The 20,705-nt window shown below is 33.9% G+C and carries 22 protein-coding genes, 1 pseudogene and 1 riboswitch; of the genes and pseudogenes, 9 read left to right on the top strand and 14 right to left on the bottom strand.

Annotated elements, in window-relative coordinates:
* Window positions 1–7: 7 nt before the first annotated feature.
* The 4 genes from xylE to CD036_RS10480 form a co-directional block, all read right to left on the bottom strand.
* Window positions 8–1,444: a D-xylose transporter XylE gene (gene xylE, locus CD036_RS10495; RefSeq protein ID WP_103388608.1), complete on the bottom strand. Its 1,437-nt coding sequence runs from the start codon at window positions 1,442–1,444 to the stop codon at window positions 8–10.
* Window positions 1,445–1,464: 20 nt separating this feature from the next.
* Entirely contained in the window at window positions 1,465–2,961 is a 1,497-nt protein-coding gene (xylB, locus tag CD036_RS10490; protein WP_371861072.1) for a xylulokinase, read from the bottom strand.
* The gene (xylA, locus tag CD036_RS10485) at window positions 2,961–4,283 is read right to left on the bottom strand and encodes a xylose isomerase (RefSeq protein ID WP_021459335.1); all 1,323 of its coding nucleotides are present in this window, start codon (window positions 4,281–4,283) and stop codon (window positions 2,961–2,963) included. Before xylA ends, xylB begins: the two co-directional genes overlap by 1 nt.
* Before the next feature lie 144 nt (window positions 4,284–4,427).
* The gene (locus CD036_RS10480; RefSeq protein ID WP_103388607.1) at window positions 4,428–5,576 is read right to left on the bottom strand and encodes an ROK family transcriptional regulator; all 1,149 of its coding nucleotides are present in this window, start codon (window positions 5,574–5,576) and stop codon (window positions 4,428–4,430) included.
* A gap of 396 nt (window positions 5,577–5,972) precedes the next feature.
* Here CD036_RS10480 and mbcS point away from each other — a divergent pair, with 396 nt between their 5' ends.
* Entirely contained in the window at window positions 5,973–7,556 is a 1,584-nt protein-coding gene (gene mbcS, locus CD036_RS10475; protein ID WP_103388606.1) for an acyl-CoA synthetase MbcS, read from the top strand.
* A 146-nt stretch (window positions 7,557–7,702) separates the two neighbouring features.
* Here the strand turns inward: mbcS and CD036_RS10470 are convergent, their stop codons facing one another.
* The gene (locus tag CD036_RS10470; protein WP_002509603.1) at window positions 7,703–8,218 is read right to left on the bottom strand and encodes a PadR family transcriptional regulator; all 516 of its coding nucleotides are present in this window, start codon (window positions 8,216–8,218) and stop codon (window positions 7,703–7,705) included.
* A 93-nt stretch (window positions 8,219–8,311) separates the two neighbouring features.
* On the opposite strand from CD036_RS10470, the gene padC reads away from it, so the two are divergent.
* Both padC and CD036_RS10460 read left to right on the top strand, forming a co-directional pair.
* The gene (gene padC, locus CD036_RS10465; RefSeq protein ID WP_103388605.1) at window positions 8,312–8,818 is read left to right on the top strand and encodes a phenolic acid decarboxylase; all 507 of its coding nucleotides are present in this window, start codon (window positions 8,312–8,314) and stop codon (window positions 8,816–8,818) included.
* 164 nt (window positions 8,819–8,982) lie between these two features.
* Window positions 8,983–9,411 (top strand): organic hydroperoxide resistance protein, encoded by a 429-nt coding sequence (locus CD036_RS10460; RefSeq protein WP_103388604.1) that lies wholly within the window; start codon window positions 8,983–8,985, stop codon window positions 9,409–9,411.
* Between the two features lie 267 nt (window positions 9,412–9,678).
* On the opposite strand, the gene CD036_RS10455 is transcribed toward CD036_RS10460, so the two are convergent.
* Complete coding sequence (locus CD036_RS10455; RefSeq protein WP_103388603.1) at window positions 9,679–9,903, bottom strand: hypothetical protein; 225 nt, start codon at window positions 9,901–9,903, stop codon at window positions 9,679–9,681.
* Window positions 9,904–10,255: 352 nt separating this feature from the next.
* Window positions 10,256–10,351, top strand: a riboswitch (guanidine-I (ykkC/yxkD leader).
* A 49-nt stretch (window positions 10,352–10,400) separates the two neighbouring features.
* Between CD036_RS10455 and CD036_RS10450 the strand changes: the two genes are divergently transcribed.
* The 3 genes from CD036_RS10450 to CD036_RS10440 all read left to right on the top strand — a co-directional run bounded on the left by CD036_RS10450 (window position 10,401) and on the right by CD036_RS10440 (window position 11,945).
* Window positions 10,401–10,727: a DMT family transporter gene (locus CD036_RS10450; protein WP_002509599.1), complete on the top strand. Its 327-nt coding sequence runs from the start codon at window positions 10,401–10,403 to the stop codon at window positions 10,725–10,727.
* On the top strand, window positions 10,727–11,041 hold the full coding sequence (locus CD036_RS10445; RefSeq protein WP_021459332.1) for a DMT family transporter: 315 nt from the start codon (window positions 10,727–10,729) through the stop codon (window positions 11,039–11,041). The genes CD036_RS10450 and CD036_RS10445 overlap by 1 nt, the downstream gene beginning before the upstream one ends.
* Window positions 11,042–11,318: 277 nt before the next feature.
* Entirely contained in the window at window positions 11,319–11,945 is a 627-nt protein-coding gene (locus CD036_RS10440; RefSeq protein WP_103388602.1) for a LysE family translocator, read from the top strand.
* A gap of 53 nt (window positions 11,946–11,998) precedes the next feature.
* Here CD036_RS10440 and CD036_RS10435 read toward each other — a convergent pair whose 3' ends face one another.
* On the bottom strand, window positions 11,999–12,367 hold the full coding sequence (locus CD036_RS10435) for a hypothetical protein (RefSeq protein ID WP_103388601.1): 369 nt from the start codon (window positions 12,365–12,367) through the stop codon (window positions 11,999–12,001).
* Window positions 12,368–12,497: 130 nt separating this feature from the next.
* Here CD036_RS10435 and CD036_RS10430 point away from each other — a divergent pair, with 130 nt between their 5' ends.
* Window positions 12,498–13,076 carry a histidine phosphatase family protein gene (locus CD036_RS10430; protein WP_103388600.1) on the top strand — a complete coding sequence of 193 codons (579 nt, stop codon included), beginning with the start codon at window positions 12,498–12,500 and terminating at the stop codon, window positions 13,074–13,076.
* Window positions 13,077–13,096: 20 nt separating this feature from the next.
* Here CD036_RS10430 and CD036_RS10425 read toward each other — a convergent pair whose 3' ends face one another.
* From CD036_RS10425 to CD036_RS10395, 7 genes are all read right to left on the bottom strand, one after another.
* A complete protein-coding gene (locus CD036_RS10425; RefSeq protein WP_002509594.1) occupies window positions 13,097–13,459 on the bottom strand; it encodes a YdeH family membrane protein in 363 nt (120 codons plus the stop codon).
* Between the two features lie 218 nt (window positions 13,460–13,677).
* A complete protein-coding gene (locus tag CD036_RS10420) occupies window positions 13,678–13,893 on the bottom strand; it encodes a hypothetical protein (protein WP_103388599.1) in 216 nt (71 codons plus the stop codon).
* A gap of 292 nt (window positions 13,894–14,185) precedes the next feature.
* Window positions 14,186–14,803 carry an NDxxF motif lipoprotein gene (locus CD036_RS10415; protein ID WP_103388598.1) on the bottom strand — a complete coding sequence of 206 codons (618 nt, stop codon included), beginning with the start codon at window positions 14,801–14,803 and terminating at the stop codon, window positions 14,186–14,188.
* A gap of 135 nt (window positions 14,804–14,938) precedes the next feature.
* Entirely contained in the window at window positions 14,939–15,280 is a 342-nt protein-coding gene (locus tag CD036_RS10410; protein WP_002509591.1) for a hypothetical protein, read from the bottom strand.
* A gap of 320 nt (window positions 15,281–15,600) precedes the next feature.
* The gene (gene ahpF, locus CD036_RS10405) at window positions 15,601–17,145 is read right to left on the bottom strand and encodes an alkyl hydroperoxide reductase subunit F (RefSeq protein WP_002509590.1); all 1,545 of its coding nucleotides are present in this window, start codon (window positions 17,143–17,145) and stop codon (window positions 15,601–15,603) included.
* Window positions 17,146–17,161: 16 nt separating this feature from the next.
* On the bottom strand, window positions 17,162–17,731 hold the full coding sequence (gene ahpC, locus CD036_RS10400; protein ID WP_002509589.1) for an alkyl hydroperoxide reductase subunit C: 570 nt from the start codon (window positions 17,729–17,731) through the stop codon (window positions 17,162–17,164).
* A 524-nt stretch (window positions 17,732–18,255) separates the two neighbouring features.
* Window positions 18,256–19,035: a 2-keto-4-pentenoate hydratase gene (locus tag CD036_RS10395; RefSeq protein WP_103388597.1), complete on the bottom strand. Its 780-nt coding sequence runs from the start codon at window positions 19,033–19,035 to the stop codon at window positions 18,256–18,258.
* A gap of 180 nt (window positions 19,036–19,215) precedes the next feature.
* Here CD036_RS10395 and nfsA point away from each other — a divergent pair.
* Window positions 19,216–19,971 (top strand): annotated as a pseudogene (nfsA, locus tag CD036_RS10390) (oxygen-insensitive NADPH nitroreductase).
* An 83-nt stretch (window positions 19,972–20,054) separates the two neighbouring features.
* Window positions 20,055–20,633: a hypothetical protein gene (locus CD036_RS10385; protein ID WP_002509586.1), complete on the top strand. Its 579-nt coding sequence runs from the start codon at window positions 20,055–20,057 to the stop codon at window positions 20,631–20,633.
* Window positions 20,634–20,705: the final 72 nt, after the last annotated feature.

Below are 20,705 nucleotides of genomic sequence, written 5' to 3'. Positions count from 1 at the left end.
TGTTGTATTAATGCGTAGAACTTGTATGATTATATTGTTGTTCTGATAATGTATTATCTTTACGCCAAACATTTTCCAACTCTTCGAGTGTTTTACCTTTGGTTTCAGGTACAAATTTCCACACGAATAAGCAAGACAATAAACTCATTAAACCATAGAACCCATAAGTCATAGTTCCACTAATATCCATCATTGAAGGATATGTAGAAGTGATTGTAAAGTTAGCTAACCATTGAACTGCTACTGCAATTGCCATTGCACTACTACGGATACGATTAGGGAAAATTTCTGAAAGTAAAACCCAAATAATAGGTCCCCAACTCATCATAAATGATGCTGTATAAATGACCATGAAGACTAAAGTGATGACACCGAAAGCTCCATTTGCAGCTAAAATGCTCATGCCTAACATACCAATAGTCATTCCTGTAGAACCGATAATTAATAAAGGTTTACGTCCAAATTTATCGACATATATTATAGCAATTAAAGTGAAAATTACATTAACTAATCCCATTACGACAGTTTGAATCATTGAAGCATTACTTCCAGCACCTAAATTTTCAAATATACGTGGTGCATAGTATAAAGCTACATTAATACCAATAAATTGTTGGAAAACTGACAGTAATATACCGACAATTACAACGGTTTTACCGAAACTAAAAAGTGGGGCTTTAACGTCTTTAGTATTATTTTTAGTAGATAAAATCTGATTTAGTACATTTTGTGCATGTTGCTTTGAGGAATAAATTTTGTTTAACACGGTTAGTGCTTCTTGTTGTTTATTGACTAACGTTAAATAGCGTGGTGTTTCAGGTACAAAGAATAATAACAAGAAAAAGATGACAGAAGGGATGGCAGCTGTCATAAACATGTAGCGCCAACCGACAGCATCAATCCATTGTTGTGTCTCGCCGTGTGTAATACCAAAGTTTACAAAGTAAACTACCAACATACCAAAAATAATAGCAAATTGGTTCCACGAAACTAAAGTTCCTCTTATCGCAGATGGTGATATTTCACTAATGTACATTGGTGAAATGGCAGAAGCCAATCCAACTCCGATACCTCCTAAAATACGATATAAATTAAACATAATTAACAAACCGACACTAGAGTTTCCCGGATCAAAAAATAAAAATTCTGGATACCCCGATAATAATGATGAAACGATAAAAAGTATTGCTGCAACTTGTAACGATTTTTTACGCCCTAAATAACTTGAAAAACTTGATGACAGTAGGCCACCGATAATACAACCTATAAGCGCACTTGAAACTGTCATACCGTGAATAAAACTACCATATTGTTGAGTTAAATATTTTTGTAGTGATTGTTCTGCTCCGGAAATAACAGCAGTATCATAACCGAATAGTAAACCTCCAAGTGTTGCTATTAAAGCGATTTTAAAGATGAATTTTTTATTATCATAATTAGACATGTCCCCATCCCCTTGATTCATTACTTAAATTGACTTAGTGCATGAGTAATTGGTTGTGTTGCTTGGTAAACAGATTGATAAATATCAAACAATTGACTATAAGATCGACGATTAGAGGTAATAGGTTTAATTGGTTGGTGGAATTGAATCCACGCTTGGTTAATAGTTTCAAATGATTCAAACCACTGTGCACCCATAGCTGCTAACATTGCGGCACCAAAGGCAGGACCTTGTTCTTCTGTACGTGTTGTAATAGATGCATTGAAAATATCTGCTTGTATTTGTAACCAAGTTTTGTTTTTAGCACCACCACCTATAGATACTATGTCATTGACTGCTATTCTGTTATTACGCATGATTGTAATGCTGTCTTGAATGGAAAATGTAATACCTTCTAAGACAGCGCGTTTCATATCTAAAGATGTTGTATTAGCATCTAATCCTATAAAGCTGCCACGTACTGTAGCATCATTATGTGGTGTCCGTTCACCTAATAAATAAGGGGTGTACACCAAGCCATGCCCTCCGACAACTGAATCATTAATATTAGTTAAAAATGTTGTGAAATCATCTTTCGGAGCTAATAATTGACGTAACCATTCTAGGCTATAGCCTGCAGATAAAGTGACACCCATAATGTATTTTTGATTAGGCACACAGTGATTGAAATAATGGATGTTCCCATCATTTTCGAACTTTGAATTGTTTTCGATAGATAACGCTACTCCAGAAGTTCCTATGCTGACTAATTGTTTGCTGTTATCTGTAATACCAGACCCTAAAGCACCACAAGCGTTATCTGCACCACCTTGATAAACCTTAATATTCGAGGTGATGTTAAGTTGATGGGTGATTTCAGATGTTAATGATCCACTATATCCATGTGATTCTATAATTGATGGGCAGATATTAACATCAATATTGAGTTGTTGTAACAATGATGTTGCCCATGTTTCAGTTTTGACGTTGAACATAATTGTACCTGCGGCGTCAGACGGTTCGGTAAATATATTACCTGTTAATTTATATACTACGTAATCTTTCGGTAACATGAATTTACTAATTTTACTGTAATTATGTGGTTCATTGTTCTTGACCCATAATAATTTCGGTAAGGTGAAGCCTTCGAGTACAGTATTTTGTGTTTGGTTAAGCAGGGTGTCTAGACCCACAGTATTTTTTATATTTTCCACTTCAGTCGATGTACGTGTATCATTCCACAATATGGCTGGTCTAATGACTGCTCCATTCGCATCAATAATTACTAAACCATGCATTTGACCGGAAAAACTGAGACCTGTAATTTCCGTTGGTTCGTATTGTGTTAGAATATATTTCAAGCTATCAAGCGCAGCATTATACCAGATGTCAGGGTCTATTTCGCTGTAACCAGATTGTGGATGTTGTGTATCATAAGAGACGCTGTGTGAAGTCACAACGTCCCCTTGTTTATTAACGACAATAGATTTTAAGGCGCTAGTGCCAATGTCCATACCTATTACATAAGTCAATGTCATCAGTCCTTATTATTAATATTTAAAATGTATTGATTTATCTGTGATTTAATTACTTCTAAATGATCTGAGGCATTATCGATGCTTGTAAGATTATGTGCATACGTTTCTAATTCAGCAAAAGATGTTGTACCATCAACAATTTTTTTCCCAATACCTTCTTTGAAAGTTTGATATTTAGTGTCCATTATTGATTCGAAAAAGTTATCTTCAATCATTTTATGTGCCACTCTTAAACCTAATGCAAAAGTATCCATACCGGTAATATGTGTTAGCACTAAATCTTCTTGTTTAAATGATGTTCTACGAGGTTTGGCATCAAAGTTTAATCCACCTGGCGCAAGACCACCATTTTTCAAAATTTCATACATTGCTAAAGTTGTGTCGAAAACATCAGTAGGGAATTCATCAGTATCCCATCCTAAAAGGGGATGTCCTTGGTTTGCATCAACTGAACCTAACATGTCATTATCGCGTGCATAACGTAATTCGTGTTGGAACGTATGACCTGCAAGTGTTGCATGGTTAGCTTCAATGTTGAATTTAAAAATGTCATCTAAATCATATTTTTGTAAAAAGGCATATGCTGTTGCCACATCAGTATCATATTGATGGGACGTTGGTTCTTTTGGTTTAGGTTCAATTAAAAATTGCCCTGTATATCCAATTTCATTGGCATAATTTTTAGCCATTTTAAAGAAGTTTGCAAGGTTTGTTAATTCTAATTTCATATCAGTATTAAGCAAACTTTCGTAGCCTTCACGACCACCCCAGAAAACAAAGTTTTCTGAACCTAATTTTTTAGCTATTTCCAACGATTTTTTAACTTTTGCTGCAGCATATGCATAGACATCTGCATTAGATGAAGTTGCAGCCCCGTGTACGAAACGTTCATGTGTAAAATTATTTGTAGTATTCCATAATAATTTTTTTCCAGTTTCTTCCATTTTTTCTTTAATGCGGTCTACTATAACATCTAAATTTTCATTTGATTCTTGTAATGTTGAGCCTTCAGGTGCGATGTCTACATCGTGGAAACAAAAATATTCAATTTGTGTTTTTTGCATAAATTCAAAAATAGCATCTACTCTAGCTTTAGCTTGTTCCATAGGTTCTAAGTTGTTCCAATCACGCTGTGCAGTTCCAACTCCAAAAGGATCGGATAAATCAGCGGTGAAAGTGTGCCAATAAGCAACACCAAAACGCAAATGTTCAGCCATAGTTTTGTTACCAATTTTCTCTTCTGGATTATAATATTTAAAGCTATATATGTTGTTTGATTTAGGTCCCTCGTATGTTACTGGATCTATATTGAAATAAGTCATGTTTAGCCCCCTCATTTAGTTGGTTAGTTTATTAAACAAACTAACGTTAAAGAGAATATAGCACAATTACAATATTTTGTAAACGCTTTCTAAAAAAGAAGAAATATAGCACTTTCTACAATTAAGATTAGAAAGTGCTTGAGTTTAAATATTTATTTGTAAATTATCGATATCAACAATAGTTTGAGTAATAGCTAATGTACCTCCTAATAGTGTTGCATAGTTCACATTAGAAGTGAGTTCGATGCTGATAGCATTTCTAGAATACTGTGAAAATTGTTGCTTAATATCTTCCAATATTGTAGGCAAAGCATTAATTAATGGGCAGTTAATATAAATGGCATTGGGATTAAACTGAGTATTTAAATTATGGACAAGCACTGCTACATGTTGGATAAATTGATTAACTGCAGCAATAACTTCAGGCTGTTGTTCATTATAAAGATGAATTAAGTCTTGTAACGTAATATTTTTATTTAACTTAGTAGTAAGAAGGTGAATTAATGCTTCTTGTGAACAAATGTCTTCGATTTTATAAAATGTCGGACCCACTTCGGTTGGCTTAGATACTAAAGTTTTACCAATTTCACCTGCTTCACCATTAGCTCCTCTATAGAGTTGTTGATTAATGATTAGACCAGCTCCAATACCTTTATGAATACTTAAAGCTATTAGATTATTTATATCGCGGTTGCCATTAGTATTGTGTTCATAGAGTGCGGAAAGGTTAGCTTCATTTTCAATGACTACAGGTACTGCCGCAAATTGTTGTAACGCGGTGGTGATATCGCTGACATCTGTTTCATGAAAGGGTAAGTGGATAATGTTATGATGATCATCCACAATACCGTGAATAGATACTGAAATTCCTAATAACCCATACAATGTACTTTGTTTATCTGTAATATTGATTTTTTGCTGTAAGATGTGCAAGATTGAACTTACTTTTTTATCTGTTAAAGGGTGTGAATTGTGCGTAATGATTGTTCCATCAAAATAAGTATACAAAATTTCAACAGAATTATATGTTAAATCTAATGAGATAAAATAACCATATTGGTCATTGACCTTTAATAATATTGGTTTACGGCCACCGCTTTTAGTACTGTCACCTTCACCAACTTCTAATACTAAAGATTTTGCTTTTAAACTATTTAAAATGCTTGAAATGGTAGCTTTGTTAATTTCTAAATTTTTGGATATTTGAGTACGTGAAATATTATTATGATTAAAGATTTCTCTTAACACACGTTTTTCGTTCATAGTAATATTTAAAGTTAAGTTATTGTCCATCGTTAATTACCCCATATGTTATATTCAATTAAGTGTGTCGTTTTTATTCTGCGTTAGTACGTCAACTATTTTAACATACATTATACAGCGTCAAAGGATAAATGAAAGAGCATTGCTACATAGTCATAGAACATAAAACAATTATATTATACTGAGCATTTATATTACGCTACATGGATAATAGCGTTATTATGTAATAATGGTATTTATTGAAGAAGGGAGTAAGCGCCTAAGTTGATATATGGATTAGTAGATGATGTAAATTGTAAATTTTCTGACTTTTTACTTATCAAATCGACGGTATAGGCGTAATATATATGCTAGGATTGAGCATATAGCTTATGAAATGTTAGAATGCTTTATTTAGTATAACGATGTATTTTGAAGGAGAAAATTATGAAAAAAGAAGACTTAATTGCCCCACAAACATATAATATAGTTTCAGAAATTGAAAAGTACGCGGAAAATCCTGCGAAAGAAGCAATTTTATTTGAAAATGAAGCGGGAGAAACGCAAACAATTACTTATGCAAATCTAATTAAAAATGCGAATCGTGTTGGGCACGTTTTTTTAAATCATGGGCTAACTAAAGGTGACAAAGTATTAATTTTGATGCCTCGTGCCATTGAAACGTATGAAATTTACTTAGCAGCACTAAAATTAGGTTTGGTGATTATTCCAAGCTCCGAAATGTTACGGACAAAAGATTTACAACATAGAATTTCGCATGGTGAAGTCAGTGCAGTAGTTGCTATTGCTGAGCATCTGGATGAATTCACTCAAATTGCAGAATATGATGAATTAATTAAGTTTGTTGTTGGAGGTCAAGCTGAGCATTGGCATGATTTAACGGCAGAAAAACAACAGGCATCAACGGAACTTGCAATGGTAGAGACATCTAGAGATGATATTGCACTGTTGTCTTATACATCAGGAACGACGGCTAAGCCGAAAGCAGTAATTCATTCACATGGCTGGGGTTATGCACATATGCAAACTGCGCCTAAATATTGGTTAAGTATCGAAGAAGGTGACACTGCGTGGGCTACGGCTGCACCAGGTTGGCAAAAATGGGTGTGGAGTCCATTTTTATCTATCATGGGATCAGGTGGTAAGGCATTTGTTTATAATGGTAAGTTTAATGCTGAGAAGTATTTAGAGTTACTACAAAAGCATGAAGTTAATGTCTTATGTTGTACACCGACAGAATATCGATTAATGGCGAAGTTACCTAACTTGAGTGACTATGACTTATCACAGTTACACAGTGCAGTATCTGCAGGTGAACCATTAAACCAAGAAGTCATTGAACAATTTCGTAAAAACTTTGACCTTACTGTTAGAGATGGCTACGGTCAAACTGAAAATACGTTATTAATTGGTTCGTTGAAAGGTACGGAAACACGTATTGGTTCTATGGGACGCGCAATTTTAGGAGATCAAGTGGCTATTATTGATGAAGATGGCAATCGTATAGAAGATGGTACAACTGGAGATATTGCTGTTGCGTTAGATTCTCCAGCATTATTTAAAGGTTACTATAAAGATGAACAACGTACTGCTGACTCTAAACGTGGTAACTATTATGTGACAGGTGACAGAGCACGTGTCGATGAGGATGGTTATTTTTGGTTTGAAGGTCGACGCGATGACATTATCATAAGCTCAGGCTATACTATTGGGCCATTTGAAGTTGAGGATTCATTAATTGGGCATCCAGCAGTCAAAGAATGTGCAGTAGTTGCGAAGCCACATGATATTCGTGGTAATATCGTAAAAGCCTTTGTAATTTTACAAGATAATTACTCGGCAGATGATGCATTAGTAAAAGACTTACAAAATTATGTGAAACAGGACGTAGCACCATACAAATACCCACGTGAAATTGAATTTGTCACTGATTTACCGAAAACAAATTCAGGTAAAATACGTCGTGTAGAGTTAAGAGAAGCGGAAATAGCAAAATATAATAATCAATAACACAGTAGACACGTGTCAGGTGTCTCAACAGTAAAATGGCTAATCCAGTAATTGAATGGATTAGCCATTTTTATAGTTATAACCTATGATTGCTTGCTAAAGTAAGTTTATTTAGTTGAGTTTGATTGGTCAATTAAGATAGTGAGTTATTGTTCGGATAAACAAAAATCTAACCAATCAACATAAGCTTGTTCACGCAAAAGAGCTTTTTTTAATATACGAATGTGTTGTGCGTCTTTGTGAGGGTCTAATTGTTGAAAGATGGCATTTAATTGAGTTAACTTATCTTGTTTAGCAACTTTTTTAGTTCGCAATAATTCCTGCTTTGCTTCAGTTGACAATGCATCATAAAAGTACACTTTTATCGCAAATGGATCTTTGGTGTTTTCTTCTTCATCTGCTGTTTCAATCCAGTGGTACAGAGCGGTTTTACCAATAGGGGTAATACTGTAAATTTTTTTGGCTATTTTGCTAGATTCATCAATGTTCGAAATATAAATGTGCTCAGATTGTACGAGCTTTTTTAATTCATTATAAATTTGACTATGTTTAGCATTCCAAATTTCGCCAATTGCTTCACTAAAAGACTTATAAATTTCATAGCCTGTTAGTGATTGGTTATTGAGTAGTCCTAATATAGTATATTGCAGTACATTTTTCACTTTTTCACTCCTGGTATTTTGACAGAATAATTATACGAGAGTAGTATGTAAAAGTAAACATGTAAATAATTACATATATATAGGAGGATAATAATGGCAACACTTCAAGATTTTATTGGAAAACATATGATTTATACTTATGATAACGGCTGGGAATATGAAATGTATGTGAAAAATGAGGAAACGATTGATTATCGAATTCATTCAGGTATGGTAGGTGGTAGATGGGTGAAAGACCAAAAAGCAGATATCGTTGAAATTATAGCTGGAGTTTATAAAATATCATGGACAGAGCCTACTGGAACAGACGTATCATTAAATTTTGTGCCTGAACAACATTTAATGCATGGGGTGATTTTCTTTCCTAAATGGGTGCATGAACATCCAGAAATTACAGTATGTTATCAAAATGATTATATCGATGTAATGGAAGCTTCTCGCGAAAAATATGATACCTATCCTAAATATGTAGTTCCAGAATTTGCAACAATTACATATGTTGGTACACCTGGTGTTAATAATGAACAGGTTATTGCAGAAGCACCATATGAAGGTATGGCCGAAGCTATTAGACAACAACAATTAGCTTTTCAACAATAAATGGGGAAGTCAACGTCCTATTGTCAAATGCGTATCGAAGCAAAATAGTTGTAGCACTACTTGAGTGACAGTATAATTTTGATTAAGTTCTATTGGATTAAGTACAATTGAATGTATTTTAATATTATAGAATGATAATTTAAAATTTAAAAGAGGTGCTTTATATGTCAAAAGTAGTTTATACAACTAGTATGATCAGCAATGGTGGTAGAGACGGACGTGTCTTTAGCCCTGATAATACATTTACCCATAACTTAGCCACACCGAAAGCTATGGGTGGTAATGCTGTAACTGAAACCAACCCAGAACAATTATTTGCAGCTGGTTATAGTGCTTGTTTTAATAGTGCGCTTTCTCTCATATTACAACGTAACAAAGTGACAGATGCACAACCTGAAGTTGAGGTGACGATTGATTTATTGACCGATGAGGAAGACAATGGCTTTAAATTAGGTGGTACGATAAATGTCACACTAAATAATATGTCTCAAGAAGTTGCGGAAGACTATGTTAATCAAGCCCATGCATTTTGTCCATACTCTAAAGCAACTAAAGGAAATATTGATGTGCAAATAGAGGTTACGGCACAATAAAATAATATAGGCAATACTTATTTGGTAAATAAGAGGAAAGAGGTTTGGAATGAGTGTCACTTCAAACCTCTTTTTATAATGGACAAGTGTAGTACAAAGTACAGTATTTTCGCCAAGCGAGTTTTGATAGGGGTGTTAATACAGCTACAGTTTTTGTGATAAGTTGTAATTTATAATGCTATTGATTTATATGAAAAATGCATAAAAAAAGTACACAACTGATGTTTTCAACAATTGCGTACTCATAGTGGTTTGAATGTGACTACTTTATAAAGAATATTCATGCACGTCCTTATAATCAAAGTTTTTAATAATAGCACAACCTAAAGGATGGAAGCCATTATCAACATGTTGATTAATTTCTTCTAATACAGCTAAAATTTCATATTCTGGTGTGTGAATATCGAAAGTATATTTGAATAAATGCTGTTTATCTGAACGTACAGTTGCAACGAGTTTGTCTTGTTTCATTTTATAATCAAGTAATTGCATAACGATCTCACCTTTCATCAAATTTTAAATCTCTAATATGTGCTTAAAACAAGTTTTAATCCATTTAGCTAGTGTGTCTTACGTGATTGTGTTAGTTTGGTATACTACGAAAAATCAAAGTGACAACTTACTATTACGAAATAAATCTTGTGATACTTTATTATTCTCAATTTCACATTAGAATAATTCTAATGTGATTTCATTATACATTAAAACGATTAAAATGTGGAGAGTTTTGGCTTAATTTTTGATATAATGAAAACGTATTTATAGAATCAAAAGTAAAATAAAGTGAAAAATGAAAAGTTTTATTGACCGAGTATGGACTATTTGATAAGCTAAAAGTAATTAAATAAAAGCTTTCTAGGGTTCCGTAACAGTCGTTAGTCTGGTCCGAGAGAAAGCCACATGTATTCATGTGACACGGAAGGATAAAAGCCTGGGAGATAGTGATAGCACTATTTCTCAGGCTTTTTATTTTATAGGAGGTTTAAAAAATGAACTGGTTGAAAATTATTATTGCAGCTATTTTTGAAGTAGGATGGGCTGTCGGATTAACGCATGCAAGTACTACATTAGAATGGTTATTAACTATCATTGCTATTATTGTTAGTTTCTATTTACTAATTAATGCATCACAATATTTGCCGGTAGGTACATCATATGCAGTTTTCGTTGGATTAGGCACGACTGGCGTAACGATTCTTGATTTTGTAGTATTTGGGCAACCCGTAATAATAGGGAAAATCGTCTTGATTTTTGCTTTGTTAGCCGGTGTTATTGGCTTGAAACTTGTAACGCCAAGTGAAGGAGGTAAAAAATAATGGTTTGGTCAATTTTAATTTTAGCAGGTATATTTGAAATGTTAGCAATTACAGCATTAAACGCATACACACATCATAAACGTAGTAAGGACTTGTTAGGCATGTTAATATTGTTTGCCTTGAGTTTTGTAGCGTTAACTTATGCTATGCAAAATTTACCGATGAGTACTGCTTATGCTGTATGGACTGGAATAGGTGCAGTAGGTGGTGCCTTGATAGGGATGTTGTTTTTCAAAGAATCTAAAGACATTAAACGGATTATATGTATTGCAGTGATTTTAGCAAGCACAGTGGGGTTAAAGTTATTGAGTTAAAATATAAAAAAAGAGGCAACACATAGTTGCCTCCAAGAGTAATATGTTCATGAATATAAAAGACTAGTAGTCGGATTCCAACTACACCATTAATATATCATATATACGAGTCAATAATCAATGAAATCAAACAATATAATAGTAAAAATAACATAATAATATAATAAAATGTATAGCTATATAGAGTAGGGAGCGACTCTATAAATTTAGCGTAGGTAATTGCGCAGTTGATGCTAGATTGATAAGCTAACAATAAAAAATAAAGGGGGAAGCTGTGTTGGAAGGATTACTTACGTTTATTACCATCACGCTAATGATTATTATTGTGCCTGGACCTGACTTTTTTATTGTAATGAAAAATTCTATTTCTTCAGGTCGTGTTAACGGGACAATGGCAGCTTTAGGTATTACATCAGGGCATGTCATTTATTCATTATTAGCAATTTTTGGTATTATTTTTATTTTAGCGCAAATGTATTATGTGTTTTTAGTAATTAAAATATTAGGAGCATGTTATTTAATTTACTTAGGTATTCGCAGTATTATTAGTGCACGCCAAGGTTTAAATTTCACTCCAGAAACAATGAAAATAGCACAAGTTAGTTATTTGAATTCTTATAGACAAGGTATTGTAAGTACTTTATTAAACCCTAAAGCGTTACTATACTATATTAGTATTCTACCTCAGTTTCTTTCTACTGGTGGCGCAGTGACATCTCAAATAGCGATCCTATCAGCTATAGTGACTTCAGTCATTTTAATTTGGTTTATTTTTTGTGTGTTTATTTTTCAATATATCAAAAAACTATTTGCTAATCGTAAAATTAAAGCATTTTTTGATTACGCTGTTGGCTTCATCTTAGTTGGTTTGTCTATCAATTTATTGTTGAGTAAAGCAAATTAATTAAAGGTTGAGTTGTCGAAGTGTGAGTGTTAACACTAAGCAACCCAACCTTTTTATGGATAAAAATAAGCTGTTTTAGAAATGAGCACTTTTACGCCACGATAAACATTTTTGATCGTATACCATATAGTTAAAATAATGAACAATAGCGTAATCATTATGCCTACTACAGAAACCCAATTTGACGTATTGTCTTGCAAAGTAGCTAGACTTAATCCGCCACTAAAAATTAAGAAAAATGGACAAATTAATGTAATAATATGATAAATTAATGCTTTCATAGCGTGAGTAGACGCTGGCTTATAAGCAAAAATCCACACGATCAGTGGTAATATCAACGGGGCAAAAAAGATACTAAAATAACTTATAGCAGCGAGCACACGTCCACCTTGTATGTCTTGAGCGTGCGTTTGATTATTCATAGTCATCACCTCAATTCACAGCATAACAAATTGTGTGTCATTACCATAGTTGTATTGTACGATGTGACAGCATTGTTAGCTTAAGCTAAAATGAATGTATTAGAAACGTGAAAGAAAAGAGGCGAGTGTAATGAAAATCTATTTAATCCGACATGGAGAATCCCAGTCTAATTATGATAAAAAACAAGGAAATAATTACTTTTGTGGCCAATTGGATGTTCCATTAACTGAAAAAGGGACTCGAGATGCGCAGTTTTTACAATCATATTTTGATAAGCATCGTGTACAGCAAATTTATTTATCTGATTTGCAACGTACAAGACAAACATATAATGCAATTTTTGATAAAGATATACCCGCTGAGACAACAGCATTACTAAGAGAACGTTCACTAGGTATTTTTGAAGGATTACATGTTGAGGATGTAGAACAGCAAAGCGAATATACACATTTCTTTAATGATGACAATTATCGTGAATTTAGACATAGTTTCACTCAAAAGGCACCTGAAGGCGAAAGTTATGAAGATGTTTTAGCACGCGTGCAACACTTTTTTGAACAGGAAGTCGATAAATCACTCGATAGTATTGCTATTGTAGCGCATCAAGTGGTTATTCGTTGTATTTTTGTATATTTAGGATACGAAACTAAAGCACAAGTGATAGATAAAAAAATAGAAAATTGTAAGCCTTATTACGTTGAATTGTAATAAGGCTTAAGTATGTATCGTTATGAAGTGACGCATAAAGTGGTAACCGCACTGGCAGTAATCACTATTGTCGATAAAAATAAGACAAAAACAAGTATCGGTACTGCGGTTGTAAAGATGATACCTAAAGTTAATATAAATGCAGGTATCGCAAACAAAATTTGATAAATGCTAGAAATGACACGAGTAGCTGTGGAATTAAAAATTCCTAGTATTAGCGCTGGCAAAAAGATACTTACAGCGAAAGCAACAACCATCCATATATCTTGTGGTTGATCAACAGTGACACCACTTCCCCCTGATGGATTGTTAGATGCGATAGTAAGGATTGACAGCGAAATAAATATAATAGCTAAAAATAGCATAGGAACACGATATTTCATTTTTTCCTGACACCCCAATGTTTATAATATTGTTTATATTGTCACATAACTTAAATGTATAGTAAAGAACAATTTACATTTTTTGTAGCTTAATATCATAAAAAATCATTTTTAAAAATTATAAAATGAATAACATTAAACTAAACGGGGTACAGCAAAATTGTCGGAAACTTAAAGCATATAAAAAACCTGATCATGTTAAATTCAACATGGTCAGGTTAATATTTTTTGGCTGCTGTTATACTATTGTGAAAGCCTTCGAAAAAGACATCGATATTATCTAAAACACTGCCAACTACCACTGCAATCACTACATAAGTAATGCTTAATAGTATGTGTTTAGCTGAAATAAAGCCATGTTTTTCTTGTTTATCTACAAGACCGATTGCGATGAAGACAGCAGCCATTGCTCCGACTAAAATTGTTAGAACCATGTGTGCCTCCAGTCTGAGTTTATACTCTGTGCTAATTACAAACTCAGTTTAACAAATTGAGACTAACGTCAAAAGTTAAATAACAATAAAAAACCTTACAATTATGTAAGGTTTTTTACGAAAAATAGAATGTCAGGGTGTATCGTTGATGTGTAATATTGCTTTAACCGGCGAGTGACAAGGATAGCGGAAGTTGTCATCATTTTGTAATGATTGTATTATTTTGTTGATAGGTGTTAATGAAATAACTCAATGATTGTGCAATTTTTCTTGTGAATTTATAATTTGTACTTTATTTATCGATAGCATCGCTGTTAATATCATGTTTTTCTAAAAATTGCTTAATTTTCTTTTGTTGCTTACCATTAACGTCACCAGCATGTTTGGCTGATACATCAACAACATTTAGTTTATTTTGTGGTTGATAATCTAATTCTTCAATATCTTTATCGACATTTTTGATTGTAGAGTTTAAGGCAGTGAAATATTTTAAGATTCGTTCAGCATGGGGTTTATATCCTTCTGGCAAGTCGTTAGATTCGATGAATTTTTTGAAACGAACATCGTTTTTAACAGCATTTTGAGATAATTTAGATAAGCGTTGTGCTTGTTTATCAGTGATTTTAGTATCGGTACCAGTTTGTCTATCTAATTTGTATTGCATAAGATATTTGTTATCGATAATGTCAGAGTTAACATCAAGGTATTTTTCAATAGCTTTATTCATTTCTGCTGTACTTATTTTTTCTCCAGTTTTTGAGGATGAAAATATGTCTTCTTCAGAAATATTTTGGACATTTTTAGGTGCATTTTTTTGACTGTGTTTATTATCATCATCCTCGCTATTAGAACATGCAGCAAGCATGAATAGCGTAGCAAATAATAATAACAAAATTCTAAATTTCTTCATTCAGTAATTTAACTCCTTTATATTGTTTAATCGTGTTATTTAATTAACGACGGTAATTTGTTCAGTATATAGAGCAATATATAATAACCTCTTAATATTATAGGCATTGCTAACTGAGATAACAAGAAAAGATATTTACTGAAGTTGTTTTAATTTACGTTCTATTAATCTATAGATAATTATAAGTAGTAATAAATAGATAATGACCTCAATAATTAAAATGATACCATTGCGATAACTTATGAATAACCATATATCGATGAGTGTTAAAGGCAAGGCGATGACAAAAACTTTGCGAAATATATATGTAGTTAATCGTTGGTACATATGCTGTGCTGTTTTCCAATAAAGGGGACCTAACATGGCGCGCTTTGATTGGTAAGCTGTGCCGTTATGACTTGAATTATTTGTTGGAGATGTAGTTTTCAAACGTTTCATTAAGTAGAGATGGATGCTGGCAACAATAAGTAAAAACATAAAAACACCTAATTTCTAGTACTTTAGAGCCGATTATAACATAAAAAGGAGAGTCAAAAAGACTCTCTTCAGACTGTCGACAAATTATACCTATGTAGGCAGTTTATTTATGCACGCTTTGCGCGGGCCCTTGCATTAGCCTGTAGTCTTTGGCTAATGTTATTCCCACAGAAGTCGGCATAAAACACTGTCAATCTATAAAAGATTTTAGGAGAACTAATATTTAAGGTCCTTACAGACAAAAAATTATATATAGAAAATAAAAACCCCTTCGCAAATTAATGCGAAAGGGGTTGTCTACTTTGTGTGTTATCGTCAATTTATTGATGTACAGGTTCAGCGCTATTACGAATAATATAATCAAATGCATTAAGTGCTGCATTTGCGCCTGCACCCATAGAAATAATAATTTGTTTATTGCGATCATCTGTTACATCACCAGCAGCGAATACGCCTGGCATACTTGTCGCATTACGACGATCAATTTTAATTTCATGTGCTTCATTTAATTCAACAGCGTCATCTAACCATTCTGTATTTGGTAATAGACCGATTTGAACAAAGATACCGTCAAGAGTAATGTCATGTTTGGCACCAGTTGCTAAATCTTCATAGGCAATACCAGTTACAGCATTGTCGCCCAATACTTCAGTTGTTTGAGCGTTTTTGATTATTGTTACATTTGATAGTGAAGTTAAACGCTGTTGTAATACATCGTCAGCACGTAATTCAGCATTACGTTCTAATAAGGTTACGTGGCTTGCTATACCAGCTAAGTCTATTGCTGCCTCAACACCAGAATTACCGCCACCTACAACTGCAACATCTTTATTTTCGAATAATGGACCATCGCAGTGAGGGCAGAAAGCAACACCTTTATTAATTAAGGCTTCTTCACCAGGCACTTGCAGTTTACGCCAACGTGCACCAGTAGCAAGAATAACTGTTTTACTTTGTAACTTAGCACCATTATCTAAAGTTACAAAAATACCACTGTCAGTTTTTTCGATATCATCCGCACGCACACCAGTCATAACGTCGATATCATAATGGTTAATATGGTCCTCAAGTGCTGAAGAGAACTTAGGTCCGTCAGTTTCTTTAACGGTAATGAAGTTTTCGATAGCTGCTGTATCATTAACTTGACCACCAATACGGTCAGCAACAATACCTGTACGTAACCCTTTACGTGCAGTGTAAATACCAGCACTACCACTTGCAGGACCGCCACCAATGATTAATACATCGTATGGCTCTTTGTTATCAAACTCAGCTGGATCAGCTGTACTACCTAAACTTGTTAAGATATCTTGTACTGTCATACGACCATTACCAAATTCTTCTCCGTTAAGGAAAATGGCAGGTACGGCCATAATGTTTTCAGCTTCTTCTCTGAAAATAGCACCGTCAATCATAGTATGAGTGATATTAGGATTTAATAAACTCATTAAGTTTAGGGCTTGTACTACATCCGGACATTTTTGACATGTTAAACTAATATATGTTTCAAAATGTAGTGGACGATCTAAAGCTGAAATTTGATCGATAACCGCTTGTTCTTCTTTTGGTGCTCGACCACTTACTTGTAATAAGGCAAGAACAAGTGAGTTAAATTCGTGACCCATTGGTAAACCAGCAAAAGTAATACCAGTCTGTTCATTAGGACGGTTGACTGAAAAGCTAGGTGTACGTTTAAGGTCAGCATTTTCTACTGAGATATGAGATGACATACTTGCAACTTCGTCTAATAATGTTTCTAATTCTTTAGATTTATCATCAGAACCGATACTTGCTTGAAGTACTACATCGCCTTCCATAAGTTCCAGTAGTTGTTTAAGTTGTGATTTTAACTCATCATTAAGCATTCGAATCAATGCCTCCTTAAATTTTACCTACTAAATCAAGACCAGGTTGTAATGTTTCTGAACCTTCTTCCCATTTAGCTGGGCATACTTCACCTGGGTGTTGACGTACATATTGAGCTGCTTTAAGTTTGTGTACTAACGTACTAGCATCACGGCCAATACCATCAGCATTTACTTCAGCTGCTTGAACTACACCATCAGGGTCAACAATGAAAGTACCACGTTGTGCAAGACCAAGATCTTCGTCTAACACATCGAAGTTACGAGTGATTGTTTGAGAAGGGTCTCCGATCATAGTGTATTTGATTTTGTTGATTGCTTCTGAATGATCGTGCCAAGCTTTGTGTACGAAATGTGTGTCAGTTGATACTGAGAATACATTTACACCAAGCTCTTGTAATTTATCATATTGACCTTGTAGGTCTTCTAATTCAGTTGGACATACGAATGAGAAATCTGCAGGATAGAAGCATACTACACTCCAAGAACCTTTAAGATTTTCCTCTGATACTTCGATGAACTCATCTTGTTGTGGATCATAAGCATTCGCTGTGAATGGTAAAATTTCTTTATTGATTAAAGACATGAAAAACATCCTCCTAAATTGTATGTTACTTTTATTGACACGAAGATTGTAACAATTGATTATTTCAATTGTTTGATGATAATTATTCTAATCTCCGATATTCATTATCACATGACATTGTGAAATAGTCAACAAACAACATTGCATAATAAATGTTTATTACGACCTAGTTTCTATAACTACCAGTGTCACTCTGACATCGTATTCGGTAAAGTGTATTTTGTTAGGTAGTAATAACTTATTTAGCAATCTACTAATATCAATTAGCCACTTTTATTCTCAACTAAACATCATTTAGAATATGAAAATAGTTTAATATAATGAAATAACACAATAAAAGGGAGTGGGACAGAAATCTGATTTTGAAAAAATGATTTCGTCGTCCCACCCCGGAAAGGATGACTAGCATTGAAACAAACTTGATTTGAAGCGTATTTTCAATGCAGTCAGCTACTGCCAATATGAAAAGAGACTAAGACAATCAATATTGTCCCAGTCTCGTTTTATCAGGCATGTATGGTAGCTTAATCAACAAAGGTTACGCTAATTTCACCAATATCAGTAAAAGTAGCGTGGTACGTACCATGAGTTATTGGTAAGGCTCTTATAAACGTACCGGAAGCCACAAGTTGACCTTTCGTTAATTGTTTGTTGTGCTGTTGTAATTTAGAAACTAACCATGTTAATGATTTGAAGGGGTTTCCCAAGACGATTTCGGCGGAACCTTCAGCAACCTCTATACTATTGTGTGTTAATGTCATTTCTACATTCGCTAATGCGGAAATTGTTGATGCTGGAACAATTTCTCCAACGACAACAAGTCCTGTGGCTGAATTATCTGAGATAAAATCACTTAAAGTAAAGTTGGGGAACCAATTTTTATAGCGGGCGTCGGCAATTCCTAAACCTGGTGCGATATCAACACATGACAAAATAGTAGCATCATCAGCATCCATAGGAATGTCGTCAGTTACAATAAACATAATTTCAGGTTCTATGAGAGGATTAAATAGGCTCGATAATGAGATAGATTCATTGGATTGAACAATTTTACTGGATAAAATAGTCCCGTATGCAGGTTCATTAGTATTCGCAAGTATTTGAGTAGCGTCATTAGTCATATTAACACGATAGCCAGCGATATTAGAGTTATCAACAGTTTGCAATTGTTCTATTAATAATGATTGCGTATGATATGCGTCAGCTTCAGTTATATTATATGTGTTGCTCACAAAATCAATAGGTTCATGCGCCTTGAAAGCAGTGAAAAGTGAATCTGCAATAACTTTAGTATCCTTTGACATATAATCTCTCCTTAAATTTTCAGAAAATTGTTACTATTATCATTATAATTATCATAACGAGAAATGATTTTACTTTCAATATATTTAAAAGTTGAGAAAACGGGTAAGCATTATAATAAGGGTTAATCGATTTTATTTGTTAAAGTGAAGTATGAAATTTACAAATAAGGAGCGATTAATGTGACAGATTATGTATATAACTTATTGAAACAACATCATTCAGTAAGAAAATTCAAGCCTAATGACATTCCCGAGGAAACGATAAAAGAATAAATAGAAGCAGGTCAAAATGCTTCTACATCTAGTTACCTACAAACGTATTCGATTATCGGAATTAATGATCCTACTATTAAAGAGCAATTAAAAGAAGTGTCAGGACAGCCTTACGTTGTTGAAAATGGATATTTATTAGTGTTCGTTATGGATTATTACAGACATGCTACGATTAACGACGATAAAAAAGTAGACATGAGCGTGTCTTTTGAATCTGCTGAAGGTCTATTAGTCGGTGCAATTGATGTGGCTTTAGTAGCACAAAATATTGCCGTTACTGCTGAAGATAAAGGTTATGGCATGGTTTATTTAGGATCTTTACGTAACGACGTAGCACGTGTTAAAGATATTCTTGGTTTACCTGAACATACTTTCCCACTATTTGGTATGGCTCTCGGCGAACCTGCAGACGATGAAAATGGCGAACCTAAGCCACGTCTACCTTTAGAACACATCTTCCATCAAAACAAATATAATAGCGACAAAGAACGTCAACGACAAGAAATTGAAGCTTTTGACCAAACAGTAAGTGAATATTATCGTAATCGTACGAATGGAGAACGTTCAGAAACATGGTCAGATCAAATTGCTGGCTTTATGAGTAGTAAACAAAGACTTGAAATGTTGGAACAACTGAATAAGTCAGGTTTTATTAAGCAGTAAGCAAGCTATACCATGACATGGTGTTAGTGTCGAAAAGTTTTTTAGTTTTGTGTAACTATAGAGAGGGGTTGGTTGTGTTGAGCATGTTTGATAGATTATTTAAGAAGAATGAAAACACAGATGCAGTGGGTCCAAGTGAAAAAAAGCGTGATACACATATAGATAACAACCAACTTACTCCAGAAGAAGCACAACAATATTGGGCGAAAATAGCGAGTAAAATCATTGTAAGTACATTAAACTGCGTAGATCATACGGCAGAACGTATATTTATATTAATTTCCTTTGATGAAAAAGATCCAACTATGGACATTTTCTTTCAAATGAATGGTCAGGTAAGAATGTGGAATGATTTGGATAATACACAGCACAAAAACATCATTGCACACAATCTATTGCCGCAAGTGGATAATATTGTAAAACAAGCACATTGTTTATATGATCGTGCACACTTAACGCGAATGGCTTACACACAAATTCAATTCGAATTTGAAAGTAAAACCTGGTATTTACATGACATTTCGGAAGAAAGTATGGAAGCCCAACTTGATAAATATGCAGCATTTTTAAAGTGGTTTGATGACGTCTCTCATGAGATTAAGCAAACGCCATTAGATAGTAAGAAGAAGATTACTTGGGGCCCTTTCAAACCTATAGCATAAAGAAGCTAGCAATTTGAGTGTCTGGTGAAAACATACAAATAAAGACAAAAGCTGTAGCAAGATGAACAACGA

Source organism: Staphylococcus arlettae (assembly GCF_002902345.1).
Lineage (GTDB): Bacteria > Bacillota > Bacilli > Staphylococcales > Staphylococcaceae > Staphylococcus > Staphylococcus arlettae.
Note: the sequence above shows the minus strand (reverse complement) of the source record. Positions and strands in the feature narration are given on the sequence as shown.